At 70.5% G+C, this 18,415-nt stretch carries 18 protein-coding genes and 1 pseudogene; 5 read left to right on the forward strand and 14 right to left on the reverse strand.

The genetic code is table 11. The features are described 5' to 3' along the window. Positions 1 to 210: 210 nt before the first annotated feature. Genes ML5_RS21270 through ML5_RS21285 form a run of 4 tightly spaced genes read right to left on the reverse strand, consistent with a single transcriptional unit; the run spans position 211 to position 4,452 of the window. Complete coding sequence (locus ML5_RS21270) at positions 211 to 1,242, reverse strand: methyltransferase (RefSeq protein WP_013476104.1); 1,032 nt, start codon at positions 1,240 to 1,242, stop codon at positions 211 to 213. Continuing rightward, positions 1,239 to 2,417, reverse strand: a complete 1,179-nt coding sequence (locus ML5_RS21275; RefSeq protein WP_013476105.1) for an aminotransferase class V-fold PLP-dependent enzyme — start codon at positions 2,415 to 2,417, stop codon at positions 1,239 to 1,241. The genes ML5_RS21270 and ML5_RS21275 overlap by 4 nt, the downstream gene beginning before the upstream one ends. Continuing rightward, entirely contained in the window at positions 2,418 to 3,689 is a 1,272-nt protein-coding gene (locus tag ML5_RS21280; protein ID WP_049800115.1) for a tryptophan 2,3-dioxygenase family protein, read from the reverse strand. 58 nt (positions 3,690 to 3,747) lie between these two features. Beyond that, positions 3,748 to 4,452 carry a tryptophan 2,3-dioxygenase family protein gene (locus ML5_RS21285; protein ID WP_013476107.1) on the reverse strand — a complete coding sequence of 235 codons (705 nt, stop codon included), beginning with the start codon at positions 4,450 to 4,452 and terminating at the stop codon, positions 3,748 to 3,750. A 520-nt stretch (positions 4,453 to 4,972) separates the two neighbouring features. On the opposite strand from ML5_RS21285, the gene ML5_RS21290 reads away from it, so the two are divergent. Further along, the gene (locus ML5_RS21290; RefSeq protein ID WP_013476108.1) at positions 4,973 to 5,755 is read left to right on the forward strand and encodes an IS5/IS1182 family transposase; all 783 of its coding nucleotides are present in this window, start codon (positions 4,973 to 4,975) and stop codon (positions 5,753 to 5,755) included. A 51-nt stretch (positions 5,756 to 5,806) separates the two neighbouring features. Then, a complete protein-coding gene (locus ML5_RS31615) occupies positions 5,807 to 6,094 on the forward strand; it encodes a hypothetical protein (protein WP_227457594.1) in 288 nt (95 codons plus the stop codon). A 60-nt stretch (positions 6,095 to 6,154) separates the two neighbouring features. Here the strand turns inward: ML5_RS31615 and ML5_RS32410 are convergent, their stop codons facing one another. The 6 genes from ML5_RS32410 to ML5_RS31240 all read right to left on the reverse strand — a co-directional run bounded on the left by ML5_RS32410 (position 6,155) and on the right by ML5_RS31240 (position 10,003). After that, complete coding sequence (locus tag ML5_RS32410; RefSeq protein ID WP_236619455.1) at positions 6,155 to 6,607, reverse strand: IS3 family transposase; 453 nt, start codon at positions 6,605 to 6,607, stop codon at positions 6,155 to 6,157. After that, positions 6,565 to 7,080 carry an IS3 family transposase gene (locus tag ML5_RS32905; protein ID WP_091331546.1) on the reverse strand — a complete coding sequence of 172 codons (516 nt, stop codon included), beginning with the start codon at positions 7,078 to 7,080 and terminating at the stop codon, positions 6,565 to 6,567. Before ML5_RS32905 ends, ML5_RS32410 begins: the two co-directional genes overlap by 43 nt. After that, positions 7,077 to 7,388 (reverse strand): transposase, encoded by a 312-nt coding sequence (locus ML5_RS21300; RefSeq protein ID WP_013476109.1) that lies wholly within the window; start codon positions 7,386 to 7,388, stop codon positions 7,077 to 7,079. The genes ML5_RS32905 and ML5_RS21300 overlap by 4 nt, the downstream gene beginning before the upstream one ends. A gap of 88 nt (positions 7,389 to 7,476) precedes the next feature. Next, positions 7,477 to 7,950 carry a response regulator gene (locus ML5_RS21305; protein WP_013476110.1) on the reverse strand — a complete coding sequence of 158 codons (474 nt, stop codon included), beginning with the start codon at positions 7,948 to 7,950 and terminating at the stop codon, positions 7,477 to 7,479. A 220-nt stretch (positions 7,951 to 8,170) separates the two neighbouring features. Then, positions 8,171 to 8,593, reverse strand: a complete 423-nt coding sequence (locus ML5_RS33305; protein WP_143766954.1) for a hypothetical protein — start codon at positions 8,591 to 8,593, stop codon at positions 8,171 to 8,173. A 657-nt stretch (positions 8,594 to 9,250) separates the two neighbouring features. Next, complete coding sequence (locus ML5_RS31240; RefSeq protein ID WP_236619253.1) at positions 9,251 to 10,003, reverse strand: hypothetical protein; 753 nt, start codon at positions 10,001 to 10,003, stop codon at positions 9,251 to 9,253. Positions 10,004 to 10,421: 418 nt separating this feature from the next. Between ML5_RS31240 and ML5_RS21320 the strand changes: the two genes are divergently transcribed. Continuing rightward, a complete protein-coding gene (locus ML5_RS21320) occupies positions 10,422 to 11,621 on the forward strand; it encodes an IS110 family transposase (RefSeq protein ID WP_013476111.1) in 1,200 nt (399 codons plus the stop codon). A gap of 802 nt (positions 11,622 to 12,423) precedes the next feature. Here ML5_RS21320 and ML5_RS21325 read toward each other — a convergent pair. After that, positions 12,424 to 13,218: a hypothetical protein gene (locus ML5_RS21325; protein ID WP_013476112.1), complete on the reverse strand. Its 795-nt coding sequence runs from the start codon at positions 13,216 to 13,218 to the stop codon at positions 12,424 to 12,426. A 141-nt stretch (positions 13,219 to 13,359) separates the two neighbouring features. Between ML5_RS21325 and ML5_RS21330 the strand changes: the two genes are divergently transcribed. After that, positions 13,360 to 14,631, forward strand: coding sequence for a sensor histidine kinase (locus tag ML5_RS21330; RefSeq protein ID WP_041784246.1), 1,272 nt, complete (start codon positions 13,360 to 13,362; stop codon positions 14,629 to 14,631). A gap of 9 nt (positions 14,632 to 14,640) precedes the next feature. Then, positions 14,641 to 15,288 carry a response regulator gene (locus ML5_RS21335; RefSeq protein WP_013476114.1) on the forward strand — a complete coding sequence of 216 codons (648 nt, stop codon included), beginning with the start codon at positions 14,641 to 14,643 and terminating at the stop codon, positions 15,286 to 15,288. A gap of 155 nt (positions 15,289 to 15,443) precedes the next feature. Here ML5_RS21335 and ML5_RS33310 read toward each other — a convergent pair. From ML5_RS33310 to ML5_RS31245, 3 genes and pseudogenes are all read right to left on the reverse strand, one after another. After that, positions 15,444 to 15,521 (reverse strand): annotated as a pseudogene (locus ML5_RS33310) (50S ribosomal protein L31); the annotation flags it as partial. Between the two features lie 153 nt (positions 15,522 to 15,674). Continuing rightward, positions 15,675 to 16,670 carry an alpha/beta hydrolase family protein gene (locus ML5_RS21340; protein ID WP_013476115.1) on the reverse strand — a complete coding sequence of 332 codons (996 nt, stop codon included), beginning with the start codon at positions 16,668 to 16,670 and terminating at the stop codon, positions 15,675 to 15,677. A gap of 15 nt (positions 16,671 to 16,685) precedes the next feature. Continuing rightward, positions 16,686 to 18,209 carry a VCBS repeat domain-containing M23 family metallopeptidase gene (locus ML5_RS31245; RefSeq protein WP_013476116.1) on the reverse strand — a complete coding sequence of 508 codons (1,524 nt, stop codon included), beginning with the start codon at positions 18,207 to 18,209 and terminating at the stop codon, positions 16,686 to 16,688. Positions 18,210 to 18,415 lie beyond the last annotated feature (206 nt).

Below are 18,415 nucleotides of genomic sequence, written 5' to 3' on the forward strand. Positions count from 1 at the left end.
ATTGCCGGAGTCGCTGGTGCCGCACAGCGCTGGGACGTGTCTGACCGACGGCGACACGGTGGGCGGTGCGCGACGCCGAGCTCCGCACCGATGCGCCGGACGGATCGGCCGTCACGGCCGCAGGGACGGGCGCGCCGGCCGGCAACGGTGAGCCCGGGACGACTTGCGGCGGGTGCGGCCACGCCCGCACCGTCACGCCGGCTGGGCGGGTCACGCTTCGGCCAGCGGTTTGTGCCCGCAGGCCAGCTCCCAGCCGCCGGGCAGCACGGCCACCCGGTCGAAGCCGACCTCCTTGAGCAGACTGGTGTAGAACTCCACCTCCCGCAGCCGACTGACGCAACTGTCGACCCCGATGAGGAAGTAGCTCCAGAAGAACTGCATCGCCAGGCGGTCTGGGGTGCGGAACTCCTCGCAGATCACCAGCAGCCCGCCCGGTTCGAGGGCCGCGTACGCCTTCTCGACCAGCCGGCGGGCGACGTCGTTCGGCCAGTCGTGCAGCACCCGGACGAATGCCATGGCGTCGTAGCCCGAGGGCAGCGGCTCGGCGAAGAAGTCGCCGCCGACGAAACCCAGCCTGTCGACATGCCCGGTGCGGGTCCGGGTCGCCTCCACCAGCGGAGCCACGGCCGGCAGGTTGTACACGTCGACCCGTAGCCCAGGCGCGTCGTCGAGGATGTGCGCGGCGAGCGTGCCGTCACCCCCGCCGATGTCCAGCAGACGGCGCCGGTCCGACCACAGCCGGCTGGCGTTGCGATGCATCGTCTCGATCACCGGACCGAGACCGACGGCCATGCTGCGCTCGAAGTCGGCGGTCTGTTCGTCGGTCTTCGGGGGCCAGGCGAAGTCGTCGTCGCTCATGCTCACCTCGCCGCGCAGGCTCTCGGCCAGCCGGCCGTGCAGCAACCGCCAGGGGTAACGGTCCCGGTCACGTTCGACAGCACCGGGGCCGACGACCGCCATGACGGCATCCCGGAGGCCGGGTACCGCACGGTACGTTGCCATCGCGATGTCGTCACCTGGCTCGCTGCGCTCAACGACACCGAGGCTTTCCAAGCAGTCGAGGAACTTGTAGAGCCGCAGGGGCCGCACGTCGAAGCGGGCGGCCAGCTCACCGAGGCTCGCCGGCCCGGGCTCCAAGGCGTCGAGCAGACCCGTGCCGAGCGCGGTCTCCAGCACGTCCATGGCCTTCGGCCCGTTGGCGAGCAGACTCATCAGCGCGCGTGGGGACAGCGTGACCTTCACCGTTTCAGCTCCTCTTCCAGGGCGTCCATGAACGTGTCGATCTCGTCGAGGGTGTTGTAGACGTGCGGGCCGACCCGCAGGTAGCCCCGCCAGCTGCAGACCATGTCGCGAGCGACCAACCGCCGCTTGACCGCCTCGCCGTCGGCGACGTCCAGGCACACGACGCCACCGCGCCGGTGCGGCTCGGTCGGGCTGACCACGTCGATGCCAGCCACCGCGGCCCGCTCCAGGATCCGTTGGGTGCAGGCGAGCGAGTGCCGTCGAATCGGGCCGGCACCTACCCCGGCCAGCAGATCCAGGCCGACCTGGGAGATCAACGAGGTCAGGGGGAACGGCGTCCCGCCGGCGAACCGTCGGGCCCCACCGGCCCAGCCTGTCGACGGCTGGAATGTGAAGGCCCGGTCACCGGCCTGCCAGCCGGTCGCCGCTGGCTCCAGCTGCGGCACCAGACCCGGGCGCACGTAGAGGAAGGCAGTGCCGACTCCGCAGAGCCACTTGTGCGCGCCGCCGAGAACCACGTCGACGCCGAGCGCCGTCACGTCCATGGGCATGACCCCTACGCTCTGGAAGGCATCAACGACCACCAGCGCGCCGACGTCGTGGGCGCGCCGCACCAGCCGGGGCAGGTCGACGGTGGCCCCCGAGGAGAAGCTGGCGTGCGGGATGCACACCAGCAGCGTGCGTTCGTCGATCCGTGCCTCGACGGCGTCCTCGTCGAACCGCGGGCTGCCCGAGCCGACCACGTCGAGCCGGGCGCCGTACCGACGGAACGCGTTCCAGATGAACGGCACCGTCGGATACTCCAGATCGGTGGTGACGATCCGGTTCCGCGGCGGACGATAGTCGAAACAGGACGCTACCCGGGCGAGCAGCGTGCTCAGGTTCGCGTCGGTGACCACGCTGCCCGGCGGTGCGCCGATGAACGCGGCGACGGAGCTGGCGTACCGGTCGAGGCCGGCGTGCCAGTCCTGCCAGACCTCGTCCCGCCAGTTCCGCAGCGTCCGCCAGTAGCCGGTGAGCACCTGTTCCGCGCCTCGCGGCACCGCGCCCGTCGAGTTGTTGTTCAGGTAGACGCCGGTGCTCAGCAGGGGGAACTCGGCGCGCAGTGCGGCGTGCGCGCTGGCGTCGAGGCACTCGGGCGTATCGAGGTCGGAGTTCCGGTGCGGTGGGCTCACTCAGGGCTGCCTCTGGTCGGCTCGATGGGGGACGGGTCGGGGCTCGCAGGCGACGGAGGTGAAGACCGGGATGGATCGGGCGGCGGCCAGATAGGGCGTGCCCTCCGTGTAGCCGGTGCCGGCCCGCGGGCCGAGCATCCGGGTCGCGAGCCGGTGGTGCGTGCGCCGCCACTGGAATACCGCGGCGGCGAACGACCGCATCTCCTCCTCGACCCGCCCGCCTTCGGGCGCGGCGAGCAGGCCGTCACGCACCGCCGCCCGGAACGCGTCGTCGATCGACGGCTGGCCGGCGTGCACCAGCTCGCGTACCTCCGGGACCTGGTGGTACGCGGCCGAGTCCAATCGCGACCCCTCGGGTGTGCGGCACAGCGACTCCATGAGCTTGTAGGAGCGGGACTGGATGGCGCTGGCCCCCGCGGTGTACTCCCGGAACGTCCGGAACGCCTCCGGCTGCATCGTCGCCAGCAGCGCGAACAGCGGCCCGGCGGCGGTGAGCTGCTGTCGGGCGTACGCCAGCCGTTCGGTCGCCCGCCCCGCCTGGCCGGCGGTCAGGGCGGCGATGGTGGCGCGCAACTCCTCGGCGACCCCCGCGAAGAGGCATTCGTACGACTGGAGCACCCGGATGAACAGGTACTCGTCGTGCGACACATGGACCGGCAGCATGGTCAGCCGCAGGACCAACTCGCCGGCGGGATCGGCGTCGGCGGCGACGGCCCGCAGCTCGTCCGGGGTCGCCACAGCTTCCCGGCCGGGGACCATCCCGGCGATGCCCAGCCGGGCGAGAGCGGGTGACACGGCCCGCACGCCGAGCCGGTAGCGCTTGGACACCACGTCCCGGCTCGGGCGCCGCTCGGGCAGCAGGTCGGTGGCACCGGAGGCGGCGGTCAACTCGAAGGCCAGCACGTCGGCGACCAGGCGAACGAGGAGCCGGTCCCGGTCCCGTCGCGCACCGAACGGGCCGGCGACGTCGCCCCCGCCGGGCAGCCGGAGCAGCCGCAGCGCAAGATAGCTGCGGTAGTCGTACCGGCCGTCCCACTTATCGAGCGCGACGTCGAGGAAGTCACCCAGCAGCCGGGCCTGCGGCTCCCGCGCGGTCGCCGGCACCGTCAGCTGCGTACGGGCCTGGTCGAGCAGAGCCAGCACTTCCTTTTCGACGAAGTGTTTACCGACCCGGTGAAACTCCGCCAGCACGGCGGAGTACGGAAAACGGCAGGTCTGACCGCCGCCGGACAGCCAACTCGTCAGTTCGCGCACGAAACCGCACCTCGACATTTCGGTCGCTACGCAGGTGGGTGAGGAAAAATTGACAATTACTGGTGAACGAGGATTGTCAACGTTGGTCGGCCTGTGATTCGTTAGCGGATCCGTCGGAGGGCTTCAGGCGGGCCCGCCACAGTGCAGGGAAGAACCGGTGCCCGACGAACTTGGCGAGCATCGTCGCCTCGGCGCCGCCGGGATCGTGGCCCCCGACGCGCAGAGCGACCCGGTAGTGCCGCATACGCCACAGCGACACCCGCTCGTCCCACTCGATGAGCGCCTCGGCGAGCCGCTGGACGGGGTCGGCGGGATCCGGCCGACCCAGTGCGGCCGGTTCAATTCCTCGGACTTCGAGGTGCTCGGCGAACGCCCGGCCGAGCTGCCGGCTCATAGCGTGGACCTGCCGCCATCCGGGTGACTCGGCCCCGGATCCCTTACCCAGCGCCGGTTGCATGGCCTGGAAGTCGGCCGGGGACAGGTGCCGGAACATCTCCAGCTGGTCGGTGACCAGTCGGATCCCCAACGTCGCCCGGGTTAGCAGCGACTCGGTCACCGCCAGCTCGCCGACGCGCAGCCGGGTGACCGCCTCGGCCAACTCGGCGGCGATGAGCTTCAGCCACAACTCGGTGGACTGGTGCACCACCTGGAAGAGCAACTCGTCGCGGTGCATCATCTCGTCCGGCCGTCGTTGCAGGGCGAGCAGCGTGTTCAGTCGCATGTAGCGCGCATAGTCCGTGGCGCCGTCGCCGGGCAGCACAGGTGAGTGGTCCTGCTTCACGGAATCGGTTCCCTTCGGTCGACGTCGCTGCATCGGAAACCGATGGTGCGACCATGCGTGCAGCGGACATTATGCAACGGCAAACGACAATGTGCTATATCTCAACCCGATCGATCTGAGAGCGTAAAACCTCCTTTCCGCCCTTGAAAACGGTCAGGCTGGGCAGGGCGAGATTTGGCCGTACGTGTGCGGTGGGTCGGCAGGCCGTCCACCGATGCAGCCGGGGAAAGGCTGCGATGTGGCCGGCCCGGGCGCGGGCGGGGTGGCGGCGCCCCTGCTGATCAGCCGCGAGGTGGACCTGCTCTGGCTGGGCCAGGTGCTCACCGGGCCTTCGGGCGCTGGTGCTCGTCGAGGTTAGGGCCGGCGCGGCAGGAGCCGGATTCGCGGTGCCACCTATGAGCCATTTTCATCGTGACGGCGCAGGTCACGGGCGGTGTGGGAGGCCGGTGTCCAGGTAGGACGAGGCTCCCGGTAAGACAGCAATCGACCAAGATCAGATGCCCCAACCGGGAGCCTCGCTGTGCTGTCTTACCCTGCCGCGATTCCGTTGTCCACCCGCAGCCTGAACCACCTCGCCGCCCTCATCCGAACCCGCCGCCAGCAGCAACGGTCTCGGTGGCGACGCCTCGACCCCGGCCGGCAAGCCCTGCTCGCCCTGGCCCACCTGCGCAACGGCGACACCTACACCCGCCTGGCCGCCGGATTCGACATCGGCGTCACGACCGCCTGGCGTTATGTCCGCGAGGCCATCGACCTGCTCGCCGCGACCGCCGACGACCTGGCCACGGCCATGACCAGGATCCGTCTGCTCGCCTACGCAATCCTCGACGGCACCCTGATCCCGATCGACCGGGTCGCCAACCAGAAGCCGTACTACTCCGGAAAACACAAGCGTCACGGCGTGAACGTGCAGGTCATCGCCGACGCGGCCGGGCGTCTCGTCTGGGCCTCGGCCGCGCTGCCCGCCTCGACGCACGACCTGACCGCCGCCCGCACCCACGGCATCATCGACGCCCTGGCCAGCACCGACGTGATGACCTTCGCGGACAAGGGCTATCAAGGCGCCCCCGGCAGCGTGCGCACCCCGTTCAAGCGGCGCCGCTTCCGGCCGAAGCTGTCACGCCGGCAGAAGGCCGTCAACCGAGCGCACGCGAAGATCCGCGCCCGCGGCGAACGCGCGATCGCCACCCTCAAGACCTGGAAAATCCTGGTCAAGCAGCGCTGCTGCCCACGCCGAGCGACCGCGATCGTGCAGGCCATCCTCGTCCTGCACCGCGTCGAAGCCGACCGCCACGCAGGATGAAAATGGCTCAATCTGCTCGACCTGGCTGTCTACAAGATCAGCGTGTCCCGGGTGCTTGGTGACTACGGCACCGCTGTCGACTACGCTCGGCAGGTCGACCCGGCCCGGATCGTCATGCCGGAGCGCCGAGCTCGCTACTGGGAAGACACAGCGCTGGCACTACACGGCCGCGGGCGCCCACAGGCGACATTCCAGGCGCTGCTTGCTGCCGAGCGAGACACCCCGCAGGAGGTTCGCTACCGGCCATGGGCGCAGCAACTCACAACCGAACTACTCAACCGCGACAGCCGCAACCTGCTAGGTGTACGTGAGTTCGCCAGCCGAATCGGGTTGATCTAGCCCTCTGCTTCCTATCGCGGCTGCTACTCCTGAGTTTCCCCTGCTTTGTTGGAGCGGTGGTTACCTGCTGCCGGCTGGTGCAGGGGTGGTGATAGGTGGTTCGGCTGGTTCGGTCTGGTGGTTGTGCCAGGCGGCCTCGTACTCGTTCGGGCTGAGGTAGCCCAGTTCCTTCTGGATGCGGCGGGTGTTGTACCAACCGTCGATGTAGGCGAAGATCGCGTTCTCGGCCTCGTCGCGGGTCCGCCACGAGGTGCGGTAGACGAGTTCGATCTTCAACGTTGACCAGAAGTTCTCCATGAGCGCGTTGTCGGAGCTGTCGCCGACGGAACCCATCGAGGGCAGGATCCCGTTGTCCTGCAAGCGTTCCGCGAAGCGGAAAGACGTGTAGTTCGATCCCCTGTCCGAGTGGTGGATCAATTGGCCGTCGCGGACGTCGCGCGACCAGATGCCGTATTCGAGGGCGGTGAGGATCAAGTCGGTGTCGCAGCGGTCAGACGTCTTCCAGCCGACGATCCGGCGGGAGAACGCATCGCGGACTGCGGCGAGCCAGAACGCGCCCTCGCCGCAGGGATGCGAGTGGCGTCGGCGACCCACAGGCGGTTCGGGCCGGTCGCGGTGAACTGTCGGTTGACCAGATCCGGTGCCGGCGTGTGCCGGGGATCCTGTCGGGTGGAGCCGCCGCGCCAGCCTCGACGCAGGAACGCCCCCTGCCAGCCCTGCTGCGCCATCAACCGCTCCACCCGCTTGCGGCCCACGCGGATGCCGTCACGGCGTAGCTGCCGGTGGACCCGGTCCGCGCCGTAGGTGCGCCCGGACGTCTCCCAGATCTCGTAGATGTTGGAGATCAGCCCCAGGTCGACCACGTCCCGATCACAGGGCTGCTCGGCCTGCTTGACCCACGCGTAGTAGGTCGAGGCGCCGATGTTCAGGACCCGTAGCAGGAGCGCGACCGCGAACTGGTCACGATGTTCACCGATGAACCTCATGACCGTCGCCGGGGCGGGTCGAGCTCCGCCGCGAAATACGCGCTCGCAGCCTTCCGGATCTCGTTCGCCCGCCGCAGCTCGCTAACTTCCCTGCGCAGCCGGCGGTTCTCCTCGACCATCTCGCTGCTCGACCGATCGTGACGCTCACCCTCATCCGCCTCGGCCTGCCGGATCCAGTTCCTGAGCGCCTCGTGATGCACACCAAGCTGCTCGGCCAGACGCCGGATCACCGGCTTCGGGTCCGACTCGCGGTACAGGCGCACAGCGCGCTGACGAAGCTCATCGGGGTACTTCTTCGGTGCTGCCACGGACGACTTCCTCCCCCACGGCCATCAGACCGTGGTCAAGAAGCTCCACGAAAGCGGGGGTGGCTCAGCGCTTGGGGCGGAGGATTTCTCAGGCCGTGCTGGAATCGGGAGGCAGGCTTGCGGTGCGGCCGTAGAAGCGGTGGATCTGCCCAACGACGCGCTCGAAGTCGTCCAGGCCGATGGGCTTGGTGACGTAGGCGCTAGCGTGCGCTGTGTAGCTGGCCAGCACGTCGGCGTCGACCACGGAAGTGGTGAACACGACGACCGGAATCGTCTTGAGCCACTGGTCGGCCTTGATCGCGGCGAGGACCTCCTGGCCGTTCATGCGGGGCATGTTCAGGTCGAGCAGGATCAACTCCGGGCGCGGAGCGTCGGCGTACTGGCCTTGACGGCGCACGAACGCCATGGCCTCTACCCCGTCGGGAACGTGGTGCAACTCAGCGGCCAGGGCGTGAGTGGCGAAGGTGTCCTCGATGAGAGCGACGTCGGCAGGATCGTCCTCGACCAGCAGCACCCGCAGCGGACCCAGTCGACCGCGGGCGGTTTCTCGGGCAACGTTCACAGCGGAAGAGTACTTCCCAGGCCTGACGCAGGTCACGAGGGCGATTCCGCAAGCGTTCGGATGATCACTTCCAGTCAGTTCGGAGCCCTATGCCCCAAGGTGTAGGGCTGGGCGAATGAGCGAGGGAAAGCTGGTGGACCTGCGCCCGGCGCGGTGGCCGTCCTCCTTCGAAGGGCTTCGGCGGGCCGTTGCGGGGTGTCAGCGCCGTCAGCGGGGCCGGTCAAAAGGATCGCCAGGTGCGGGAAAGTGAGATCAGGCGCTCCTCAGCCCGCGAGCGCTCCTCGGCTACGCCCAATAGCCGCGTCCGTGGGCGATCGGCGAAGTCGGCCGCCGACACGTCCTCGAGGCGGGTGGCGCCAATCAGGTCGGCCTCGGCGGTGGTGATGAGCCCGGCGGCGACCGTGCGGGCGAGCACGACGTCGGGGTGTCCGCCGTCCGACGGCGGCACCGGCGGCTCCACGGGCGTACGCGGCTCACCGGCGCGCAGCGGCGTCCGAGCGGCGGGTGAGCGTAGTCTGAGTAGCCGCCGCGCCACCTTGGGCCCCCGCGTGGTTGAGCGCAATGCGGTCATCACCTCGGCCTGCACGTCCCCGGAGAAGCCGCGCAGCCGGTAAGCCGCTGGTGCAGTCCCGGGCAGGAGCACCCCGACCGCTCCGACTACCCAGGCGGACCGCCACCTCGGGCACTGTCGGTGAGCTGCCGCCACCCGGTCACTCACGGTGTAGCCGCAGGAAAGATGCATCAGGATCGCGGTCAACTCTGACAGCGCGATCCGCCGACGCGGCGGACCACCGCCGAGCGCCGGCCCGTCGACCGGCAGCGGCTCCGGGACGGTGGTCAGCAGCCGTAACGAGTTCGCGGAGACGTCGAAGGGTCGCTCGCCGTAGACCAGATGCGGCGAGGCCAGACCGGAGGCGGGCAGCGTGAAACGCAGGTGTGGCTGACCCGCCGTGCCACAGTGCGCTTTCGGTACTGACGAGCAGGTGCAGGTTGGCGGTGTTCGGCCAATGACGGCGCCCGTAGTCGAGTCAGTCGAGCAGTGCGTGGTGGGTCAGCTCGTCGAACGGGCGGTCGTGACCGGCGATGGTGATGCGCCGGCCAGGCAGGTCGACGTCGTCGAGGTGCATCGCGCGGATCTGGCCGGGGCGCGCCGCGTGGACCGCGGCCAGTACGAGGAAGAGCCGGGCCTGCGGGGTTGTCGCGGCTGTAACGGCCTGGTTCAGCTCGTCGGGACGCAGGGGCTGCCAGATCGCGTCATCGACGCGTGGCCCTCTGACCCGGGCGGTCGGATTACGAAAGATCAGGTTGCTGTGCTTGGCCCAGCCGAAAAGCGACCGCAGGGCGTGGTCGCGGTCTGGCGTGGGTTGCCGTGCAGCCTGTCCAGATACGTGCTGACGTCGCGGCGGGTGACCTCCCGCAGGTGCTCGCGATGCCACGCCCAGTCGGTCAGCGCGGGCACGGTAGCGGCAACATAGCCGCGAACGGTCTCGACGCGCCGGGCGCGGACGTGTGGTCCGCCATCGCGCAGGACCGGGCCCACCGCAGCACATCGCGCCGAAAGGGCGGGGCGAGGGTGGGCGAGTTTGGCGTGCAGCCATGGTTCGAGGGCGGCCGGTCGGTCATCGTCAACGACGGCCAAGGTGGCGAGGATCTCGATGACGCAGTCGAGGTTGGTGCAGCGGCGCACGACGATGTCCGCGAAGCCGCTGACCCGGATCAGATCGCCTTCCTGGTAGTCGGCGAGCAGCATTACCAGTACCCGTTGCATTCCCCGGCGTGTGACCGGGGTCCAGCCACGGGCTTCCGCGTTGGTGTGGGCCAGGTGCAGTACCCAGGCCAGCCAGGGGTTGTCCGGCGCGGGGCCGTGCCGCAGATCGATTGCGGCGTAGCGGTAGCTGCGCACTTCGGCGTCGAGCAGCGGCGGCTGGATCCATCCAGTGACCGGCCGGGCGGCCGGCGGTGGTGGTGGTTTGAGAGGCCGGCCCTTGGCTCCGTAGGGTCGCGGCGCAGCCCGGGGCCTGGCCGTCCGCCGGTCCATGTCGGCGAAGAACAACTGGTGGTGCCGGAGGTCGCGCAGGTGCGACGAGCTGGGCGGGGTTGTTCGGCTCCTGACGGCTCGGGAGCGGATGGCCGTCGCCGGGCCGGCAAGGATGGTCAGGCTGTGACGGCGCCTTGTTGGCGGGAGCCCCTATCGGGACACGTCGCGCCGGTCCGGCGGCAGCAAGCCCCCCCCGGTTACCTTTTTGATCGTCCCCAGCCGGGGCCCCTCGGTCGCCCGGCCCGGTATGACTTCCTGCCCCTGTCGTACGGATGATCCGGGGGGTGTTGTCGCCGGGTCGGGTGGCGTCGGTGGACCGCTGATAGGGACACGGCCACCCGTGTGGGGGTAGGTCTCTTCGTAACGTGGCTGCCGGCAGTCCGACGCCTGGACCAGCGGCCGAGGCCACGGACGATGCGTGGAGGCGGGTCTGGTGAACGACGAATACGGCGTCTACCTCGGCTTGGACGTCGGTAAGGGTGACCACCACGCAGTCGGGCTGGCTCCGGACGGCAAGCGGCTGCATGACGCGGCGTTGCCGAACACCGAGGCTCGGCTGCGGCAGCTGTTCGACAAACTCGCCCGCCATGGCCGTGTCCTGGTGGTGGTCGACCAGCCGGCCTCGATCGGCGCCCTGCCGGTCGCGGTGGCTCGGGCGGCCGGGCATCAGGTGGCCTACCTGCCTGGCCTGGCGATGCGGCGGATCGCCGATCTGCACCCCGGCAGCGCGAAGACCGACGCCCGCGACGCCTACGTCATCGCTGACGCGGCCCGCACCCTGCCGCACACGCTGCGGCGGGTCGACACCGGCGACGAAACTCTGGCCGAACTGGAGATCCTGGTCGGCTTCGACGACGACCTCGCCGGCGAAGCCACCCGCGTGTCCAACCGCATCCGAGGACTGCTCACCCAGATCCACCCCGCCCTGGAACGAGTCCTCGGCCCCAAGGTCCACCACAAGGCGGTCCTGGAACTGCTGTCCCGCTGCGGCGGCCCGGTCGGCCTGCGCAAGGCCGGCCGCCGCAAACTGCTCTCGATCGCCGCCGTCCACGCACCTCGCATGGGTGACCGGCTCGTTGAGCAGATCATGGCCGCTCTCGACGAGCAGACCGTCACCGTCCCCGGCACCCAGGCCGCGGAGACGATCCTGCCCCGCCTGGCCGACAGCCTCCGCGACATCCTGCGGCAACGCGACCAGGCCGCCGCCCAGGTCGAAAGGATGCTTGATGCGCACCCTCTTGCCCCGGTCCTGACCTCGATGCCCGGCATCGGCGTCAGGACCGCCGCCCGGATCCTGCTCGAAGTCGGCGACGGCAGCAGCTTCGCCACCCCCGGCCACCTCGCCGCCTACGCAGGCCTGGCCCCCGTCACCCGACGATCCGGCAGCAGCATCCGTGGCGAACACCCACCCCGCGGCGGCAACAAGAACCTCAAACGCGCGCTCTTCCTCGCTGCGTTCGCAGCCCTGGCCGACCCCGTGAGCAGGGCCTACTACGACCGCAAACGCGCCGAAGGCAAACGCCACAACGCCGCCCTCATCTGCCTCGCCCGCCGTCGCTGCGACGTCCTATACGCCATGCTCCGCGACAAGATCCCCTACCAACCCCGCCCCACGACGCCGATCGCCGCTTGACGAACCCATAGGGACACCCCCCGGGACTCGAGCCGACAGATCAAACTCAAGGCACTGAAGGGCCGGCCGTAACGCGAGTCAGACCCGAGCACCGGGCAGCACCCGATCATCCTCACAGTCGAGTCGGCATGACACACGTTGGACAGGCGCGAGCGGGGAGCCGAGCAGGCAGAGCGGCCCACGGCCGCGGACGATCAGAAGACCACGAGCGTGGGCACGCCGTCGAGCCGGGTGAGGCCAACCGGCCCCGGCAGGCCGGCGCGACAACGGCGGGCCGTACCACGGGCGGTACCACCGGGCTGCCCGCGACCGGCCTGCTGCTGGTGGCGCCGGCGAACCCGTGGTGACCCCCGGCCGGACCTGCCCTGTCCGGCCGGGACGCGCCGGCCGTGCGGTGCGGTCACGACACCCAGACCGGTGGCGAACGCCGCCGGTTCGAGGGCAGCGCGTACCCGGAGCGCTCCAGTTCTCCTCGACTCCCCAGTCGGATAGGGTGCTCGTGCATCGATGATCGGGCTCACATCGGGGGGTTGTTGCCGTCTGGCGACGCCATCGTTCGCAGGCCAGAGCATGAGCATCGGCTCGACCAACCGCCCTCGCCCTCGCCCGGCCCGCAACGGTGCTGGCGCTCGTCGATCGCAGGGTGTCCCGGAAGGATGCCAGATGGGTACGGCGCGACCAGGGTACGCAGGTGGCCGGTCCGGGCCCCCGCAGCTGACGCCACCGACGGTTGCCCTTCACCGCCCCGGTTCGTCGTCGAAGCCCGTCGGACGGGAACGTGCCGGCCGCCGGAAGGGTCGTCCTATCGACGATGGACCGTGCTGACGGTGACCCGGTCGTCCGTAGCCTCGATGGTGCCGGTCCACTCACCGTCGTCCTTCTCGAACGTGATGATGGTGGTCCCGCCGGTCGTGCGGTCGCCCGTGACGTCGAAGAATCCCTGGGGCAGGGCGGTGCGGTAGAACGCGAGTACCCGCTGAGGGTCGGGCTCGACCAGGGTGAGCCGGGCGCCGGCGGCGGTGTCGGAGAGGTCGCGCACCTGGCTGCCCGGCGGGAACCGGAAGTTGAACGGCAGGTTCGTCACGCCCAGATCCCGGCCGGTCAGCGCCGGCTCCTCCGCCTGTGGCGGCGCGGTCGACTGCTCGGCCGGCCGGTTGCGGGCGAACGTGACTGTGGTGTCGCGCGAGGTGGCGATGACCTCGACGGTCCACCCGCGTCCGTCGAGGTGCAGAGTCTGACCGGTGTCGGTGCCCACCGGGTATCCGGCCGGCGGGCCCGCCTGGCGGTAGTGGGCGAGCACCTGCTCGGGCGGAGGAGCGGTGAGGATCACCGTGGCCGAGCCAGGGTCGCCGAACGCGGTGTCGACCTTGCTGCCGGCGGGGAACCCGAGCCCCGGTGCCACCCCGGCGACAGTCCGGCCGTCCACCTCGACCCGGTCGCCCTGGTCGCTGCCCGGCAGGCTCGCCGGGGCAGCCGTGCTCGTGGGGGTGGCGCTGTCCGGTCCGCTCACCGGCACGGCCGGGTTGCCGCAACCGGGCGCCGCGATCAGCAGCGCGATCCCGGCCAGCGCGGGTAGCTTCCGCTGGAGACATCTCATCTGCCTGTCCTTCCGGTCGTACCAGGATTCGGTGGAGCCGTCCCGATCATGCCTGGTGCGGTCGCACCCCCGCACGACGGACGAACTGCTGTCGGCAGTCCTGCCGACAGCGGTCCGGCCCGGTCCGGCATGCTGAGTGCCATGACTGCCACGGCCGCCGTCGCTCCGCCCGCTTCCCGCTCCGGTCCCGGCCCTTCCCCGGCGATTCCGCTGACCACCGGCCTGATCGGGCTGTTCGTCGTGGTGCGGATCTGCCAGGTCGCCGCCTGGCCGGTCGCGGTCCTCACCGGCGGCACGGCCGGACTGCGGTCGGTGCCGGCGGCGGTGACGGTGTACGCGGTCCAGACTCTCGCGGTGGTCGGCGTGCTGGTGTGGGTCCACGGACAGGGCGCGGTGGGCCGGGGGGTCGCCGGGCTGGACGCGACGGTGGCGCTGGTCGCCCTCGTGGCCGGCGGCCTGCTCACCCGGCCGGGCCACGGCACCGGGTTCAGCCATCCGGCCCTGCCGGCCGCGATCGGCGCGGGCCTGACCGTCGCGCTGGCACTGTCGCGTCGTCAGGCCCTCGCCTGGTACGCCGCGCTGGCGGTCGGCTACCTGCTCGGGGTGCACGCCACGGTCTCCCTGGGTCCGGCGGCGCTGTCCGGGGCGGCGGGGAACCTGCTGGCACTGGTGGGTGTGCCGGCGGCCGCCGGCCTGGTGGTCGGTGCCCTGCGGCAGGCCGCACTGCGCGCCGACCGGGCGACCGTACGGGCGGTGAAGGCGGAGGCGGCGTTGGCCGAGGCGGGGCAGCGGATCGCGGCGCACGCCGCCTACGCCTCGGAGGTGGCACAGCAGCACCGCATGTTGCACGACACCGTGCTGTCCACGCTGGACGCGGTCGCCCGTGGCGCGGTCGACACCGGTGATCCGGTGGTGCGGCGTCGACTCGCCGCTGACGCCGACCATCTGCGTGGCCTGATCGCGTCCGCCGGTTCCGCGGTCGGAATGCGGCTGGTCGGCGAGCTCACCACGGTCATCCGGGAGTTGGCGCCGACCGGCCTGCGGGTGCACCTGCGGGTCACCGACGTCCCGCCGGACGTGCCGCCGGCCGTGGTGCGAGCGCTCACCGGCGCGGTCCGGGAGGCGCTCAACAACGTGATCCGGCACAGCGGCACCTCGACCGCCTTGGTGACGGTGGCCGGCCCGGCGGCGGGGACGGACGACCCGGACCCGGCGAGGCTGCGGGTCACGGTGGCGGACCGCGGGCGCGGCTTCGACCCGGACCGGATCCGGCCAGGGCTAGGGTTGTCCCGGTCGGTGCGCGCGCGGATCGGTGAGGCCGGCGGCGAGGTGCTGGTGGACAGCGGAGCAGGTCAGGGCACCACCGTCGAGATGAGCTGGCCGCCCGGCGCGTGGACGTCGGCGGCTGGGTGAGAGGGCCGGATGATCACTGTCGCCGCGATCGACGACGACCGGATGCTGCTCGACGGGCTGCGTACCTGGCTGGCACCGGTCGAGGACGTTCGCCTGGTGCAGGTCGCCGCCACGGTCGACGGCTATCTCGGCGGACTCGGCGGTGCGGACGCGCCCCGGGTGGTCCTGCTCGATCTCAACCTGCGCGACGGATCCGACCCGGCGGACAACGTGGCGCGTGTCCGGGCCGGCGGCGGGCGGGTGCTGGTCGTCTCGGCGGTCCCCGACGCCGACGGCGTGCTGGCCACGATCGGTGCCGGGGCGGCCGGCTACCTCACCAAGAGCCATCCCCTGGACGTGCTGGTGGAGGCGATCCGCGAGGTGGCGTCCGGCGGGTCGGCGATCAGTCCGGAACTCGCGTTCGTACTCAGCCGCGACGCCCGCGCCGACCGGCCGCGGCTGTCCCCGCAGGAGCGCGCGGTGCTCACCGCGTACGCCTCCGGGGCCACCCTGGCGGCCGCCGCGCGCCGCGCGGGCGTGGCCTACGGGACCGCGCGCGAGTATCTGGAACGGGTCAAACGCAAGTATGCCGAGGTGGGCCGCCCGACCCGGACGAAGTTGGAGTTGGCCGACCGGGTGCGCGAGGACCGGCTCGACCTGGGTGGTCCCGGCCGCTGAGCCCGCACCTGGGCAGTATCCAGCCGGCGTCGCGTCAGCCGCGACCACGTACCAGGGGCGGGGATACCTCTCCACGATCTCGACCAGCAACCTCGTCGTGGACGGACGGACGCCGCGCATCGCGTACCCGGCGCGCAGCAGCATGCGCGCCTCGGTCAGCGCGGCTCCCGGGGCTCGCGACGGGCGTACTTGGCGCGGAACTTCTCGACCCGGCCCGCCGTGTCGAGAAGGCGTGTTGAGCGGTCGGTAGCCTCGGCGCGGTGGCGGAGGATGACTTCATGATCGGGCTGAGCCCCCTTGGACGCGCGGCGTGCGGTCCGCCGACCGGGCGTGGCAGGCCGTCGCCGGATTGGTGGCGGCCTGCCACGCGCCGCAGGTCCGGTGGGTCAGCCGGCGCGGCGCAGCCGGCCGAGCATGCCGGCGAGGTCCTGGACGAACAGTTCGTGGCGGAAGTAGTGGCCGCCCGGCACCTCGCGCCACTCGTGCGGGATGCCAGCCCGGCTGAGCGCTCCCCGGAACTCGCGCTGGCCCGCCAGTACCTGGCCCTCGTTGACCGAGTCGAACCAGTTGACCGGGTCGGGTGACGTGCCGGCCGCCAGGAAGATCCGCTTGTTGCGGTAGCTCTCGATGCGCTCCATCGGGTTGTCCGCGCTGACCCGTGCCTCGTCCCACAGGGGCGCGCCGTACACGGTGCCGCCGCCGAGGTCGAGCGCGGCCGAGGTGATGTTCGCCCAGTGCACGACCAGGCCGAAGTCGCGGCGCAGGCTGGCTGGCCCGGAGTGGGAGCTGACCGAGCAGAAGTGGCCGTAGTACTTCGCCGTGTACTTGAGGGCCCCGAAGCCGCCCATCGAGAAGCCGGCCACGGCGCGGCCGTTGTACTCGGGGAATGTGCGGAAGTTGGCCTCGATCCAGGGGAGCAACTGGGCGATGTGGAACGTCTCCCAGTTGCGCGGCCCGACATTGGTGCTGACCGGGTTGCTGTACCAGCCAGTGGAGGCGTCCGGCATGACGACGATGATCTCGCGGCCCGCGGTGAGGTTGATGATGTTGTCCTGGAGGTGGAACGTGCGGAAGTCCGCGTTGCCGCCGTGCAGCAGATACAACACCGGGTAACGCTTGCGGCTGGTGTGGTAGCCGTCGGGCAGCAGCACGTTCACCGCCGGATCCCACTCGATCGCGTCGGTGGCGAAACGGTAGTACTGCAACCGGCCGCCGTTCTCGTTGCGGTCGACGATGCGCAGGCCGTACCCGTTGACGGCTGCACTGGCCGCGGACGGCGCGGTGAAGGCGCCGGCGAGGGCGCCGGTCGCCGCGACCGCGGCGGCGCCGGTGAGCAGCCGCCGGCGGCTCACGGTGGGGGAGATGTTCCGGTCGTGCGGCATGGTTCCTCCTGGGGCTCAGAGTGTGGTTTCGCTGGTGAGGCCGAAGTAGTCGTGCCATTTGGTGCTGGGGGCGAATGTGGTGCCGGTGGAGAGTGCGACGTAGATGTCGTTGGTGGTGCCTTTGGTGAAGACGATGAGGTCGTCTTTGCCGTCGCCGTTGGCGTCGGCGAGGTAGGGGAATTCGCCGGTTAGGCAGAAGAAGTCGTGCCACTTGATCGTGGTTCCGGCGAAGGTGGTGCCGGTGGAGGTGGCGGCGTAGACGTCGGCGTCGGTGTTGCAGGTGAAGGTGACGATGTCGTCGCGGCCGTCGCCGTTGATGTCGCCCACCCGGGGCTGCTCGGCGCCGACGGCGAACAGGTCGTGCCATTTCTGCGGTGCCCCGAAGCCGTTGCCGGTGGACAGGGCGACGATGACGTCGGCGGCGGTGGCGGGGCCTTGGGTGAAGGTGATGATGTCGTCGCGGCCGTCGCCGTTGACGTCGCCGAGGGCGGGGAACTCCCCGGCGATGGAGAAGTAGTCGTGCCATTTCACGGCGGTGCCGGTGAAGGAGGTGCCGGTGGACAGGGCGACGTAGACGTCGGCGTTGGTGTCGTGGGTGAAGGTGATGATGTCGTCGCGGCCGTCGCCGTTGACGTCGCCGACGGCGGGGACTTCGGTGCCGGGGGCGAACCAGTCGTGCCATTTCGCGGATGCGGCGAAGGATGTGCCGGTGGACAGGGCGACGTGGACGTCGGCGGTGGTGCCGTGGGTGAACACGATCGCGTCGTCGCGTCCGTCGCCGTTGACGTCTCCGGTCAGGGGGGTCTCTCCGGACAGGGCGAACCAGTCGTGCCACTTCACCGACGTGCCCGCGAACGACGAACCCGTCGACGTGGCCACATACGCGTCGGCCAGCGCACCGTGGGTGAACGCGACCACGTCATCCCGGCCGTCACCGGTGAAATCCGTCGGCGAACCACCGAAATAGCGGGGCGCGGGCGGCGGCGGCGTGCCGCAGTTGTCGCTGACCAGGAACCGCTGGTTGTATTGGCCGGGATACGGCGCGAGCGAGACGCCGTTGATCGAGATGACCTGGCCGACACCGTTGTAGAGCTGCTCGTAGTGCACGTGTGCGCCGGAGGAGTTGCCGGTGCTGCCGGTGATCCCGATCTGCTGGCCCTGCTGCACGTAGGCGCCGTCGGGCACCGAGTAGGCGCTGAGGTGGAAATAGTAGGTGGTCCATCCGCCGCCGTGGTCGATGACGATGTAGTTGCCGGCGCCGCTGGGCTGCGAGTAGCGCCGGGCCACTCCGGCGGCGGACGCCATCTGGGGCGTACCGCCTGTGACACCGCCGTCGGCGCGGACGAAGTCCAGCGCCTGCCGCACCTCGGCGTTGTGGTGGCTGTACGTCCACCGCTGCCCGCAGGGGAACGGTGCCTTGAAGGTGGGCGCGGCGAGTGCCGGTGACGGGGTGACCGTCACCGCGGTGAGGATGGCCGCGGCCAGGGTGAGCAGCGCGACGAGGGCCCGCCGGACGGGACGCGTCGGGAATCTGGGCATGCGGTGACTCCTCGTCGGAAGAGGGATGCACTGTCGGAGCGGCGCGTGGGCGCGTCGGGCCAGGGGCCGGTGTCGCCGATGGGCGGGCCCTGACAGTTCGCGTCGGAGAGAGGGGCGGCTGGCGCCCCGATCGGCGGGACGGTGGCGCTGAGGAGAAGTGAAACCGCAGACTTCGGAGCCTGTCAATACCCGCCGGGGTGGTGAGT

It is taken from the genome of Micromonospora sp. L5, from assembly GCF_000177655.2.
Taxonomy (GTDB): domain Bacteria; phylum Actinomycetota; class Actinomycetes; order Mycobacteriales; family Micromonosporaceae; genus Micromonospora; species Micromonospora aurantiaca.

Excerpts from the sequence above, each read along its gene's own strand:
- ML5_RS21280 (WP_049800115.1), bottom strand. The coding sequence starts at position 3,689 with ATGTCGAGGTGCGGTTTCGTGCGCGAACTGACGAGTTGGCTGTCCGGC.
- ML5_RS32905 (WP_091331546.1), bottom strand. The coding sequence starts at position 7,080 with ATGAGGTTCATCGGTGAACATCGTGACCAGTTCGCGGTCGCGCTCCTG.
- ML5_RS21325 (WP_013476112.1), bottom strand. The coding sequence starts at position 13,218 with ATGAGATGTCTCCAGCGGAAGCTACCCGCGCTGGCCGGGATCGCGCTG.
- ML5_RS21330 (WP_041784246.1), top strand. The coding sequence starts at position 13,360 with ATGACTGCCACGGCCGCCGTCGCTCCGCCCGCTTCCCGCTCCGGTCCC.
- ML5_RS21335 (WP_013476114.1), top strand. The coding sequence starts at position 14,641 with ATGATCACTGTCGCCGCGATCGACGACGACCGGATGCTGCTCGACGGG.
- ML5_RS21340 (WP_013476115.1), bottom strand. The coding sequence starts at position 16,670 with ATGCCGCACGACCGGAACATCTCCCCCACCGTGAGCCGCCGGCGGCTG.
- ML5_RS31245 (WP_013476116.1), bottom strand. The coding sequence starts at position 18,209 with ATGCCCAGATTCCCGACGCGTCCCGTCCGGCGGGCCCTCGTCGCGCTG.